The 12,534-nt window shown below is 66.2% G+C and carries 11 protein-coding genes; 5 read left to right on the plus strand and 6 right to left on the minus strand.

The annotated features are described in order from the left end of the window. The first annotated feature begins 421 nt into the window (after window positions 1–421). From NNI01S_RS27145 to NNI01S_RS27165, 5 genes are all read left to right on the plus strand, one after another. On the plus strand, window positions 422–2,194 hold the full coding sequence (locus NNI01S_RS27145) for an LCP family protein (RefSeq protein ID WP_245676390.1): 1,773 nt from the start codon (window positions 422–424) through the stop codon (window positions 2,192–2,194). Between the two features lie 100 nt (window positions 2,195–2,294). Continuing rightward, window positions 2,295–2,561, plus strand: coding sequence for a hypothetical protein (locus NNI01S_RS27150; protein WP_063023253.1), 267 nt, complete (start codon window positions 2,295–2,297; stop codon window positions 2,559–2,561). A gap of 318 nt (window positions 2,562–2,879) precedes the next feature. After that, window positions 2,880–3,536 (plus strand): phosphate signaling complex protein PhoU, encoded by a 657-nt coding sequence (phoU, locus tag NNI01S_RS27155; RefSeq protein WP_063023255.1) that lies wholly within the window; start codon window positions 2,880–2,882, stop codon window positions 3,534–3,536. A 125-nt stretch (window positions 3,537–3,661) separates the two neighbouring features. Further along, window positions 3,662–3,955 (plus strand): hypothetical protein, encoded by a 294-nt coding sequence (locus tag NNI01S_RS27160; protein ID WP_063023257.1) that lies wholly within the window; start codon window positions 3,662–3,664, stop codon window positions 3,953–3,955. Next, window positions 3,952–5,475 carry a hypothetical protein gene (locus NNI01S_RS27165; protein WP_157114990.1) on the plus strand — a complete coding sequence of 508 codons (1,524 nt, stop codon included), beginning with the start codon at window positions 3,952–3,954 and terminating at the stop codon, window positions 5,473–5,475. The genes NNI01S_RS27160 and NNI01S_RS27165 overlap by 4 nt, the downstream gene beginning before the upstream one ends. A gap of 873 nt (window positions 5,476–6,348) precedes the next feature. Here NNI01S_RS27165 and pstB read toward each other — a convergent pair. From pstB to NNI01S_RS27195, 6 genes are all read right to left on the minus strand, one after another. Continuing rightward, window positions 6,349–7,125: a phosphate ABC transporter ATP-binding protein PstB gene (pstB, locus tag NNI01S_RS27170; protein WP_063023261.1), complete on the minus strand. Its 777-nt coding sequence runs from the start codon at window positions 7,123–7,125 to the stop codon at window positions 6,349–6,351. Window positions 7,126–7,146: 21 nt separating this feature from the next. Beyond that, window positions 7,147–8,049: a phosphate ABC transporter permease PstA gene (gene pstA, locus NNI01S_RS27175; protein ID WP_063023263.1), complete on the minus strand. Its 903-nt coding sequence runs from the start codon at window positions 8,047–8,049 to the stop codon at window positions 7,147–7,149. Beyond that, the gene (gene pstC, locus NNI01S_RS27180) at window positions 8,049–9,020 is read right to left on the minus strand and encodes a phosphate ABC transporter permease subunit PstC (protein ID WP_063023265.1); all 972 of its coding nucleotides are present in this window, start codon (window positions 9,018–9,020) and stop codon (window positions 8,049–8,051) included. Before pstC ends, pstA begins: the two co-directional genes overlap by 1 nt. 90 nt (window positions 9,021–9,110) lie before the next feature. Beyond that, window positions 9,111–10,223: a phosphate ABC transporter substrate-binding protein PstS gene (pstS, locus tag NNI01S_RS27185; protein ID WP_157114992.1), complete on the minus strand. Its 1,113-nt coding sequence runs from the start codon at window positions 10,221–10,223 to the stop codon at window positions 9,111–9,113. Window positions 10,224–10,464: 241 nt separating this feature from the next. Then, window positions 10,465–11,385: a mycothiol synthase gene (gene mshD / locus NNI01S_RS27190; RefSeq protein ID WP_063023267.1), complete on the minus strand. Its 921-nt coding sequence runs from the start codon at window positions 11,383–11,385 to the stop codon at window positions 10,465–10,467. 126 nt (window positions 11,386–11,511) lie between these two features. Beyond that, entirely contained in the window at window positions 11,512–12,276 is a 765-nt protein-coding gene (locus NNI01S_RS27195) for a winged helix-turn-helix transcriptional regulator (RefSeq protein ID WP_063023369.1), read from the minus strand. Window positions 12,277–12,534: the final 258 nt, after the last annotated feature.

Here is a 12,534-nt window from a genome sequence, read left to right on the forward strand (position 1 = left end):
CGCTCCGGACCAGAGTTCCGCGCCGCTGACGGTCCACGATCTCGTCCAGCGGGTCGACAACGAACGCAGCGGCCGCCGCGGTCGTCGCGCGGAACCCGCGCCACCGGAACCGGGCGCCGCGCCGAGCCGAGGCCGTCGCCCGGAACCCGGCCCGCCGCCGGACCCGGCCGCCGCGCCCGGCCGAGGCCGCCGCGCCGAGCCCACGCCGCCGGTTGCGGGTCCCCCGCCGAGCCGAGGCCGCCGCCCTGAGCCGGTGCCGCCGCAGGCAGGCCCGCCCTCCGCACGAATCAATCGCGCCGAGCCACGTCAGGAAGCTCCGCGCCGCCCCGCCGACCCGGCCGCCGCCAACGGCCGCGGTGCGGCAGCCGGTCCCCGGCGGGCACCGGACTCGCCCCCGCTACGCCAGACGGGTAGCTCGCCGGTGGTCCAGGACATCACGGGCGCCACACCGGCCGCCCGCGCCACGACCCGCCGCCCCGCCGAGCGCTCGGCGCCCGATGCGCCCGACGATCCGGTCGCGCGTTCGGAACCGGAGCAGGCCGAAGAAGTCACCGACGTAATCCCCCCGGTCGATGAACCGACGCGCGCGCTACGCAAGGGTGTGGGCTGGCCGACCAAGGACGGCAAGGGCACGAAGCCGAAGCCGGTCGGCACCGCCCAGACCCGCTTGCAGGCCTCCCGGGAGCGCCGCAACAAGCGGCTGCGGACCGCGGGAAGGGCGGGGGGAGCAGTGTGCGCCGTCCTCGCATTGCTGGTCACCGGCGGCGGCTGGAGCTACCTACGGTCGACGACCGACAGCTTCACCCAGGTCAATGCCCTCGACGAGAACTCAGAAGACATCATCGATTCCAATGCCCAGCTCGGTGACGAGAATTACCTGCTCGTCGGCACCGACACACGCGCAGGGGCCAACGGCCAGCTCGGCGCGGGCACTTTGGACGACGCCGAGGGTGCCCGCGCAGACACCACCATGCTGGTCCACATCCCGAAGGACCGGAGTCGGGTCGTCGTAGTTTCCTTCCCGCGCGACCTGGACGTGACCAGGCCCCAGTGCAATGGGTGGGACAACGACAAAGGCGTGTACACCGACGAGAAGTTCCCGTCTGCCATGGGCGACAAGCTCAACGCCGTCTACAACCTCGGCGGCCCGATGTGCCTCGTCTCTACGATTCAGCGCCTCACCGGCGCGTCGATCAATCACTTCATCGGCATCGACTTCGCCGGTTTCGAGTCGATGGTCAACCAGATCGATGGCGTCGAGGTCTGCGCGTCCAAGCCGCTCGTCGACGACGTGCTCGGCACCATCCTCGAGCACCCGGGCAAGCAGCGCATCGACGGCCAAACCGCGCTGAAGTACGTGCGTGCCCGGCACATCTACGGCGAGGAGCGCAGCGACTACGACCGCATCAACCGACAGCAACGCTTCCTCGCTTCGCTGCTACGCAGCACGCTGTCCAGCAGGGTGCTGTTCAATCCGGGCAAGCTGAACGGCTTCATCACTGCGCTTCGCGAGCACACCTGGGTCAACAAGGTCGAAACGACCGACCTACTGATGCTGGGACGTTCACTGCAGAAGATCGATGCCGGCGTGGTCACCTTCATCACCGTTCCGACCGCGGGCACCACCACTTACGGCAACGAGATCCCCCGTGAATCCGACATCAAGGCGATCTTCAAGGCGATCCGCGACGATCAGCCTCTGCCAGGCGAGAAGCCGACCGTTCAGGCGAACGCACCCGCTCCGACCCCGGCCGCTCCGACACCGACCAAGTACAAGGCGGTGGATCCTTCGAATGTCTCGCTGCTGGTGTCCAACGGTTCCGGAGCCGAAGGGCTGGCGCGCACGGCGGCCACCAAACTCGGCAACCAGGGCTTCACGATCTACAACACCGGAAACTACGCCAACGGCACCTCCAGCACGACGAAGGTCCGCTACGCCCCCGGCCTGGAGGCCGAGGCCGCGACCGTAGCGACCTCCATCCCCGGCGCGACCATCGAGGCCGCCGACGATCTCGGCGGCATCGTCGAGGTCGTCATCGGAGGCGATTCGAAGACCGGCGTCACGGTGAAGGCGCCGACACCGGTCGGTGACGAGATCACCAACGTCACGACGAGCACCTCGACGGATTCGGCACCCGCCGTGCTGCCGTCGGATTTGGAACACGTCAATGCGGCCGAGGAGATCTGCAAATAGAGGACCGCACGACGAGCCTTCCAGCCGCCACAGAACTGGTTCGCATCGAATCACGTTGTAGCCCAGAAATTTTCGATAGAAATCCGGTCGACTCTCTGTTATGGTCGCTTTGTTGTTGATCAACAAGGGAGGGATTTCAGTGGTACGCAAGTTGATCTTCGGGGCAAGCGCGGCGGTGGCCGCCTTGGCATTGTTCGCAGGTCCTGCTCAAGCAGACGGGACGCAGCAGTTCCAATCGCAGCGAGACTGCGAGAAGACCCGGGCATTGTTCCAGAAGCAGGGAAGCCGCGTGAGCGACCGTTGTGAGTTCGTACCCAACGGCAGCACCTTCGGCGGCGACGCCTGGCGGTTCCGCGTTTACAGCTAGTTCGCGCCGACCTCGGGTGGTGACCGTGCGCTTGCTCGATCACCACCCGAGTCTTCGGGGGCGGAGAGCTCGGAACCGGGTGTGGTGGTCGTGTCAGCTCGACGCCGTCTACGCCCCGCGGCGGACCAAAGTGAACCACACCCCCGCAGGAGTGGGATTAAGATCACATATCGTCGCGTTCTCGCCGTTTCGAGTCCGGCCAAGGCGGCGGCCGCCGGTCGTTGAATCGTCAACGGCAACCCTGGCGCTAATGATGCGCACCGGTCATTCACTCCGTGTTCGTGACTTGGTCAGCGCGGCGAACTAGTGTCAGCTGTTATGCGTGTCATCTACAACGAGCAAATGGCCGAGCTCGCCCACCTGCTGGGTGAGATGGCCGGGCTGGCCGGCTCTGCCATGGAGCGGGCGACCCAGGCGCTGCTCCAGGCGGACCTCGCGCTGGCGGAGCAGGTGATCAGTGAGTCCGACCGGATCGCCGAGCTGATCCAGGACGCCGAGGAGAAGGCCTTCGCTCTGCTCGCGCTGCAGGCGCCGGTCGCCGGTGATTTGCGGCAAGTGGTGAGCACGATCCAGATCGTCGCCGATGTGAACCGGATGGGCGCGCTGGCGCTACACGTGGCAAAGGTCGCGCGCAGGCGTCATCCGAACCACGCGCTGCCGGAGTCCGTCAACGGTTACTTCGCCGAGATGGGCCGCATCGCGGTGAATATGGGAGCCGGTGCGCGCGAGGTGCTGGAGACCCGCGACCCGGAACGCGCCGCGCAGCTGAACGAAGACGACGAGGCGATGGACGATCTGCACCGTCACCTCTTCACACTGCTCATGGACCGCGATTGGAAGTACGGCGTCGCCGCGGCCGTGGATGTCACGCTGCTCGGCCGCTACTACGAGCGCTTCGCCGACCACGCGGTCGAGATCGGCCGCCGGGTCATCTTTCTGGTCACCGGCGTTCTCCCGCCGGATCCGGATGCGTAAGGGTTGCCGAAAGGCTTGCCGGTCTTGACCTTTCGCGGGCGGCGAATGATAGATTTGGCCGCACGGGGCGGGATTGCTCTGGTATAGCGTTACGCCGGAGGGGATCCGGTATGAAGGGGGGCGTTATGAACGTCGATCCAGCGGAGCTACGCGCGTTGGCCGCGTCGATGGACACAATCGGCGGTGCGATCGGGGTTTTGACCGTACGAGCAACCACCGATGCGCTCGGCGGTGCGCTCCCGGGTTCGACGCTGAGCGAAGTCTGCTCGGCAGCGGGTTCGAACATCGAGGACGCGTGGCAGCGGATGGCCATGCGCTGCAAGCGCGTTTCGAATATCGCGAAAGGCGGCGCCGCGAATTACGAGGTATCCGACCAGGAGTTCCGTGACGGCCTCGACGCGATGGGCGCACACCTGTGAGGACAACGAGCACGACGCCCACTCTGAGCCAGGTGCGGTCGGAATGGCAGCCGTGGAAATTGGGCGAAGCCGGAACCGAAATACGGACGCGCAATAGCGAATTCGTCAGCCTGATCGATGAAACGGTCACGCAGATCCGGGCGGCGGGCGCGCATTGGAGCGGCGATGCCTATTACGCCGCCTACGACCGGATCGCAGGCGATCGCGATGCGGCGAACAAAGTGGCGCTGGATACCGACGACCTCGCACAGACGTTGATCGACAGCGGCACCAGCCTGGCCGGGTTCCGTCAAGCTCTGCTGGACAAGGTCGACGAAGCCGTCGCGGCCGGATTCACTGTCTCCGAGGATTGGCAGGTCACTCCCGGCCCGGACGTCTCGGATGACAACGGCGACACCCAATACACCCACCAGACCGCCATAACGACCGCGCTGAACGAATTGCTGGGCACCCAATCGGATGTCGCGACCAAGATCGAGCAGGCCGGCGCGAATGTGCGCACCCGCAGTGAGCAACTCGGGGAGGGCGACCCGCTCGACGGGACACCGCAGACGGATCCGATGCTCGCGGTATACAGCCGTCAGTCCGACACCGGAGAGACCGAACAGGACCCGACCGACCCCTCCACCACGCCCGCGGGCACGCCGCAGGCCAGCCCCATCGCGAACCAGCAGCAAGCGAACCAGGACGGAGCGGATCAGTCCACGAAACAGGACGGAGCCGACCAGTCCACGAAGCAAGACGGGGCCGATCAGTCCGGGAAGAAACAAGACGACGCCAAGACCGACGGCACCGGTACGGGCAAGGACGAGACCAAGACCGACCAACCCGCCCAGACACCCGCTTCCACTGGCGCGGCCAGCGACCCCAACTCGTGGAAGCCCTCGGATGTGACGAGTTTGATCAACGCGGTAGGCACGATCACCGGAAATGTGCCCACGTTGATCGAGTCCGTCGGCAAGCTGGACGACAATCTCGCCGACATCATCAAAGCGGGCGGCGAGGCGGGCAAGGGCCTGATCGACTCTGCCGGAACGGCCGCGGAGAAGTTCGCGAACGCTGCCGACACGGTGATCACCAGTGCCGATCGTGCGGCCGACGGTACGCCCGCGGCCGCACCGTCTACCGGCGACCCGACCACAACCGACACGCCGACGCCCACCCAACCGGGCGCCGATCCTGCGACGAATCAGTCCACCGACCCGAACGCGAAATCAGCTGATCAAAAACCGGACAACTCGGCAAGCACCGAAAGCAAAACCGACAAACCGAATTCGTCGCAGCCCGGGGGTACCAAGCAGGAACAACCAGCGTCCGTCCGGCAAGCGAGCTACGCCGATGTCGGCGCAGGCAATCCGAGCAGTACCGTCCCGTCCGCGCCCGGTTCCCCGTCGACCGCTCCGGCTGGCACCGGTCTGCTCGGGGCGCCGGCGGCGGCGAACAGGGAATCGGATTCAGAACATACGCGCCGGGTGCAGGCCACGCCGACCCCGCTCTTCGAGACCCCGTCCGAGGAATAGCCGACGAGTTCCCGGCCGAATATACGAAGGCCCTGGGCAGCACCCGGGGCCTTCGTTTCATGTACGCGCGTTTGCGGACGCGAAACCAAGCCAAGGACAACGGCAATCGGCCCCGACCGCTGGTAGCGGTCGGGGCCGATCATTGGACTGTCGAGTTATGCGCCGACGGCTGCCAGTTGTCGACGGCGTCGATTACAACAGGAGCGGGTATTACTATCCGGCAACGACCCATCCGTACCTGCCCCCGCCGTATGAGTAGCAAATCCACTTCGTCGTGCCCTCATAACTAACGTTGCCAACGGTATACGCATCGCAAGGCGCTGTTGGCGCAGCCGAAGCTTGCGGAGCGAGCATCGTCGCGGTCAAGATCGTGGCCACACCGACCAACGCACCAGAGAACAATCGTACTATCATCACGAAACCTCTTTCGTTTCAACGGATTTCACAGAGGTTGCGCCATTCGAACCCCCCTGCTTCACAGGTTACCGAACCATGCCGGAAGAAACAATGACCAGAGCGCACCTTCGGCGCCCGCTCGCATTGGGTCGAGACCGACAGCGTCGGAATGGCCTGCACCCCAACGAATTCCTCATGGCTCAACCGTACCGAAACCCAATTCACCGCCTTGCGGTATTTCGCTCTCGATGGCGCCGACCAACCCCGCCACCGAGAGCAGGCAAGTATGATCCGCCGCTACATCATCTGGCTCAACAAAACACCGCCGACTGGAAACTACGTCGGATCGTGAACCGGGCCAACGTTGCCTGATGCGGTACCAGTTCATGGCCGGAACGCAGAAAAGCCCTGGGCATACCCCAGGGCTTTTCACTTTGCCTGTCGCAGCCTCGGTGCACAGCCACTCGGCAACCGGAATCAGCCGAAGCGACCGGAGATGTAGTCCTCCGTGGCCTTCTGCGACGGGTTGGAGAAGATCTTCTCGGTGTCGTCGATCTCGATCAGCTTTCCCGGCTTGCCCTGGGCTTCCAGGTTGAAGAAGCCGGTCTGGTCACTCACACGCGCTGCCTGCTGCATGTTGTGGGTGACGATGACGATGGTGAATTCCTTCTTCAGCTCGGTGATCAGATCCTCGATCGCGAGGGTGGAGATCGGGTCGAGCGCCGAACAGGGCTCGTCCATGAGCAGCACGTCGGGCGACACCGCGATGGCACGTGCGATGCACAGACGCTGCTGCTGACCGCCGGAGAGGCCGCCGCCCGGCTTGTCCAGGCGGTCCTTGACCTCGTTCCACAGGTTGGCGCCGCGCAGGGAGCGCTCGGCGACCTCGTCGAGTTCCTTCTTGTTGCGCACGCCCTGCAGCTTCAGGCCGGCGACCACGTTGTCCCGGATGGACATGGTGGGGAACGGGTTGGGCCGCTGGAACACCATGCCGATCGTCCGGCGCACGCCCACCGGGTCGACCTGGTTGCCGTAGATGTCCTCGCCGTCCAGCATGACCGCGCCCTCGACCCTGGCATTCGGAGTCACCTCGTGCATGCGGTTGAGCGAACGCAACACCGTGGACTTGCCACAACCCGAGGGACCGATGAAGGCGGTCACACTGCGCGGCAGCACGGTCAGCGAGACATCGGACACGGCATGGAACTTGCCGTAGTAGATGTTCAGATCTTTGACGTCGATCCGCTTGGCCATTTTCGGTAATCCGTTCCGCTTCTATCGGTTCCGGGTGAGCAGGCGGTTGAGGACCGCAGCCGCCAGGTACAGGAGGGCGATGATGATGATGAGGGTCAAAGCCGCGCCCCACACCCGCTCGCGTCCAGCTGCTTCGGGGTTGGCCAACTCCTGGTAGATCAACAGCGGCAGCGACGCCATGTTGCCGTCGAAGATGTTCATGTTGATCGACTTGCTGTAGCCCACGAGCACCAGCACGGGAGCGGTCTCGCCCATCACTCTGGCGATGGCCAGCAGGATGCCGCTGATCATGCCGGGCAACGCGGTCGGCACCACGATCCGCAGGATGGTCTTCCACTTCGGGATACCGAGCGCGTAGGACGCCTCACGCAGTTCGTCGGGCACCAGCTTGAGCATTTCCTCGGTGCTGCGGACCACTACCGGCAACATCAGCAGCACCAACGCCAGCGACACCGCGAACGAGCTCTGCGGGAAACCGAGCGTCGCGATCCACAGCGCGAAGATGAACAACGCCGCGACGATCGACGGCACACCGGCCAGGATGTCGACCATGAAGGTCGTGGTCTTGGCCAGCAGGCCGCGGCCGTACTCGACCAGATACACCGCGGCCATGATGCCGAGCGGCACCGCGATCACCGTGGCGACCAGCGACTGCACGATGGTGCCGTAGATGGCGTGATAGACGCCGCCCGCGACCTGATTGGGCAACACGCCCTTCAGCGAGTTCTGCCACCAGTCCGCCCGGAGCACAGCGCTGAAACCTTTGCTGATGACCATGAGCAGTACCCAGGCCAGCGGCACGAGCGCGATGCCGAACGCCAGCCAGACCAAGCCGGTCGCGAGGTTGTTGCGCACCTTGCGCGACAGGCTCACATCCCGGAAGGTGGGCGGCTTGATCGGCCGGTCCAGAGTCGAGGAGGTCATCACCCGTTCACCCTTCCGCCCGCGGCGAGTCGAGCCAGCGCATTCACGACGAAGGTCAGCGCGAACAGCACGAAGCCTGCCGCGATGTAGGCGCCGGTCGGCAGCGGGGCGCTGAACTCCGCGGCCGCCGAAGCGATTTTCGAGGCGAAGGTGTAACCGCCGTCGAACACCGACCACTGTCCCGGCTGGGCGGCCGTCTTCAGCACGATCAGCACGGCGATCGTCTCGCCGAGCGCACGTCCGAGGCCGAGCATGGCGCCGGCGATCATGCCGCTGCGGCCGTACGGCAGCACCGTCATCCGCACGACTTCCCACTTCGTGGCGCCGAGCGCCTGCGCCGCTTCGATGTGGGCGCGCGGGGTGAGGTTGAACACCTCACGACTGACCGACGTGATGATCGGCAGGATCATCACCGCGAGCACGACGCCCGCGGTGAAGATCGTGCCGCCGCTGGCCAACGGGATGTTGCCGTCCGCGAACAGGAACAGCCATCCCAGGTTGTCGTTCAAGAAGGTCTGGATCGGCTCCAATTGCGGAGCGAGCACCAGGATTCCCCACAGACCGAACACGATCGAGGGCACCGCCGCGAGCAGATCGACGATCACCGAGAACGGCCGCGCCAGCGACTTCGGCGCGTAGTGCGTCAGAAACAGCGCGATGCCGATGCCGATCGGAACGGCGAGCACCAAGGCGAAGATCGAACTCAGCACCGTGACCATGAACAGATCCCGGATGCCGAACCGGAGGTGGTTGGCGTCCGAGGTGTTGAAGTCCGTGCTGGTGAAGAAGTTCGACTCGTTCGCCAGCACCGACGGCACCGCCCGGATGAGCAGGAACAGCGCGATCAATGCGATGGCGGCGACGATGATCGCACCCGCTGTCGTGGCCAGCGAGCGGAAGACGACCTCCGCTCGCGGGCTGTGCGGGCGGCTCTTCTTCGTGGCCGGGTCGGTACTCGGCTTGCTCGGCATGAGCGCAGTATCTCCGCCTGCTCGCTGGTCGGTCGAATCCGACTGGCCTGCGGCGGCAACCTCGTCGTGGACGGTCATGTGGGACTGCTATCAGGAGATGGCGTTGATTGCGGTGGTCAGCTTGGTCTTGAACTGCTCCGGGATCGGGATGTACCCGGCCTCGTCCAAGCCCTGCTGGCCGTTGGTGACCGCCGAGGTGAGGAAGGCCTTGACCGCCTTCGCCGTGTCGGCGTCGGAGTACTTCGAGCACACGATCTCGTAGGTCGGCATCACGATCGGGTACGCGCCCGCGACCGACGGCTTGTAGAACGAGGAGGTGTCGATGACCAGGTCGTTGCCCTGGCCGGAGATCTTCGCGGACTCGATAGCCTTGCCCGCCGACGCGACGCTCAGGGTCACCGGGTCCTTGCTCGCCGAGGTGATGATGCGGGCGATCGACAGATTCTGCGCCTTCGCGAAGGACCACTCGTTGTAGGTGATCGAGTTCTTGGTGGTCTTCACCGCGGCCGAAGTGCCTTCGTTGCCCTTCGAGCCTGCGCCCACGCCACCGTTGAAGGCCTTGCCCGCGCCCTTGCCCCAGGCGCCGTCGGAGGCGGAGTCCAGGTAGAGCTGGAAGTTGTCGGTGGTGCCCGACTCGTCGCTGCGGAAGATCACCGCGATCGGCTCGGACGGCAGCTTGGCGTTCGGGTTCAGCGCCTTGATCTCCGGGGCGTCCCAGGTGGTCACGGTGCCGTTGAAGATCTTGGCGGCGGTCGGGCCGTCCAGCGCGAGATCGGTCACGCCGTCGATGTTGTAGGTGATCGCGACCGGACCGAAGACGGTCGGCAGGTTCCACGCGGGCGAGCCGCAGCGGTCGGCGGCCTTCTTCGGCTCGTCCTTCTTCGCGCTCAGCGGCGAGTCGGAGCCACCGAAATCGGTCTGGGCACCGATGAATTCGCTCACACCGGCGCCCGAGCCGCTCGAGGTGTAGTTGAGCGTGGCGCCGTCGCAGTTCTTCTCGTACGCGGCGATGAAGCGCTCCATCGCGTTCTTCTGCGCGGAGGAGCCGCTGGCCTTGAGGGCCTTCTTGCCGCCGCAGGCGACGTCGACCTTGGCCACGTTGCCCGTGTCGGCCGAGGTGTTGTCGTCGCTGCCACAGGCGGCCAGCGTCATGGCGCCGACGGCCAGCACACCAACGAGGGCGCTGCTGCGCTTGAGATTCACTATTCCTCCGGAATGGCGTCCTACGCGTCCGGTCCCTCACCGGCCCGGACGGGTGCTGTGGTGCTGTTCGCGGGGAACTTGCGCACCAGGCAGCAGTGTGCTGCCCTCACACAACCTAAAGTCACGTGGTTGACAGTTGGACCGACCTGAGTGAACGGAGAGTGAACAGCCCGGCGCGATTGCAGCGGGTGGATGTGACGTTTGCCGCAGTTTTACTCGCGCGCATCCAGTCTGTCGCCTGTCAGTCAGCCTCCGGCGCGGCGTAGGCGACGTCGACGTGGGCCGGAGCGAAGCCGAGACGGGTATAAGTGCGCACCGCGGCGACGTTGTCGGCCTCGGTGTAGAGCAACGCCTCGGCCAACCCGCGGTCGCGCAGGTAGCGCAAACCGGCGAGGGTGAGCAGACGACCGAGTCCGCGGCCCTGCGCGGCCGGATCGATGCCGACCACGTAGACCTCACCGAGCGGTGGATTCTCCGCGTGATGCACCTTGGTCCAGTGGAATCCGAGCAGACGAGCCGGAGCGGCCGGGTCGAACGCCAGGAACAGGCCCGCCGGATCGAACCACGACTCGGCGCGGCGGACCTCGATGTCGCGCTCGGTCCACCCGCCCTGCTCGGGATGCCAGGCGAAGGCGGCGCCGTTCACTCGCAGCAATTCCGCGTCGTCGGCGGGACCGGCGTAGGTGCGCAACACGATGTCGTCCGGGACCACAAGTTCCGGTAGCTCTGGAGTTGCCAGAGGTCGTCGCATCTGCCACAGCTCGCGCGCCGTCCGTAGCCCGAGCCGGGCGGCAACGGCCTTGGCCGCCGGCCGGTCGCCGTGCGCCCAGACCCGCGCTCCCGGACCGCCCTCGGCGAGGGCCGCCGTGACCAGATCGGTACCCACGCCGTGCCCGCGCTGAGACGGGTCGACGGCGACCTCGGCCATCGCGGGATGTTCGCCGTGCCGCGGAACGAGATTGGCGTAACCGGCGATCGCGCCGTCGCGCCACGCGAGCAGATGGCGCGCTCCGGCGTGGTCGTCCGACGTCAGTGACAGCACGGCCTGCTCCGAGATCGGGGCGACCCCGTCGGCCTCGGTGGCGCGGGCCAGCAGGCCGCTGATCTCCTGCGCCGTGTCCGCGTCGGGACGGTCGGTCCACTGTGTCGTCGCGCCGCTCATCGGCCTCCGTTCCTCGAGCCGGTGGACCCCGCTGGGGATCCACTGTTGGCAACGTCGTAGCGGTGGCGGACATTTCGGCCGGGAACGGTGCGGGCACCGCCGCGACCGGCCACCGTCCGCCGGAGATTACTGCGCGGAGCCGTTGACCGGGGTGAGCGGCGAATCGTCGGTGCCCTCGTTGTCCTCGTCCGGGAAGTTCACCGGCTCGCCTTTGGCCGACGCTCGCGACGGACGAACCGCCTTGTAGCCGACATTGCGCACGGTGCCGATCAGCGACTCGTATTCACTGCCGAGTTTGGCGCGCAACCGCCGCACGTGCACGTCCACGGTGCGGGTACCGCCGAAGAAGTCGTAACCCCACACTTCCTGCAGCAGTTGCGCGCGGGTGAACACCCGGCCCGCGTGCTGCGCGAGATACTTCAGCAGCTCGAACTCCTTGTAGGTGAGGTCGAGCGGGCGGCCACGCAACCGCGCGGTGTAAGTGCCCTCGTCGATCACCAATTCGCCGAGCGTGATCTTGCCGGTGTTCTCCGGACTGGCCACGCCGCCGTTGCGCCCGACCAGCAGCCGCAGCCGGGCGTCGAGCTCGGCGGGGCCGGTACCGGGCAGCAGGATGTCATCGAGTCCCCAGTCCGCGTTCACCGCGACCAGGCCGCCCTCGGTGAGCACCGCGACGACCGGCACCGAGGACCCGGTGCTGCCGAGCAGGCGGCACAGACCACGGGCCGCGGCCAGGTCGGTTCTGGCGTCCACCAGCGCGACGTCCGCGCTGCCTGCCTCGAGCAGGGAGGCCACTTCGGTCGGCGCAGGGCGCACGTTGTGCGCGAGCAACGCGAGCGAGGGCAACACCGACTCGGGGTTGGGGTCGGAGGTAAGCAGGAGCAGCTCCACAGGCCCTCCTCCCATCTCGTAGCCACGCGGATGCGGCAGCATCGCCACGCCCGCGTCGCTAATCACAGGTAATCGGATGCAAGATTAGCGCGTAACTAGGCATGACCACGCATTCCGGGGTCCGCGGTCACACCGGTGGACACTGCGGAGCCGGACTCGGGCCAACCGATATGGTGCGTACATGGGTTACGTATCGGGCAGGCCCGCCACCGGCGGCGCGCCCGGCACGGCAACCGAACGCGCGCCGCGCGGCTCCCG

It is taken from the genome of Nocardia niwae NBRC 108934 = DSM 45340 (genome assembly GCF_001613465.1).
GTDB lineage: Bacteria > Actinomycetota > Actinomycetes > Mycobacteriales > Mycobacteriaceae > Nocardia > Nocardia niwae.

Bases quoted from the DNA above. Each gene is read 5' to 3' on its own strand.
- NNI01S_RS27150 (WP_063023253.1), top strand. From the start codon at position 2,295: ATGGTCGCTTTGTTGTTGATCAACAAGGGAGGGATTTCAGTGGTACGC.
- phoU (WP_063023255.1), top strand. From the start codon at position 2,880: ATGCGTGTCATCTACAACGAGCAAATGGCCGAGCTCGCCCACCTGCTG.
- NNI01S_RS27160 (WP_063023257.1), top strand. From the start codon at position 3,662: ATGAACGTCGATCCAGCGGAGCTACGCGCGTTGGCCGCGTCGATGGAC.
- pstB (WP_063023261.1), bottom strand. From the start codon at position 7,125: ATGGCCAAGCGGATCGACGTCAAAGATCTGAACATCTACTACGGCAAG.
- pstA (WP_063023263.1), bottom strand. From the start codon at position 8,049: ATGACCTCCTCGACTCTGGACCGGCCGATCAAGCCGCCCACCTTCCGG.
- pstC (WP_063023265.1), bottom strand. From the start codon at position 9,020: ATGCCGAGCAAGCCGAGTACCGACCCGGCCACGAAGAAGAGCCGCCCG.
- mshD (WP_063023267.1), bottom strand. From the start codon at position 11,385: ATGAGCGGCGCGACGACACAGTGGACCGACCGTCCCGACGCGGACACG.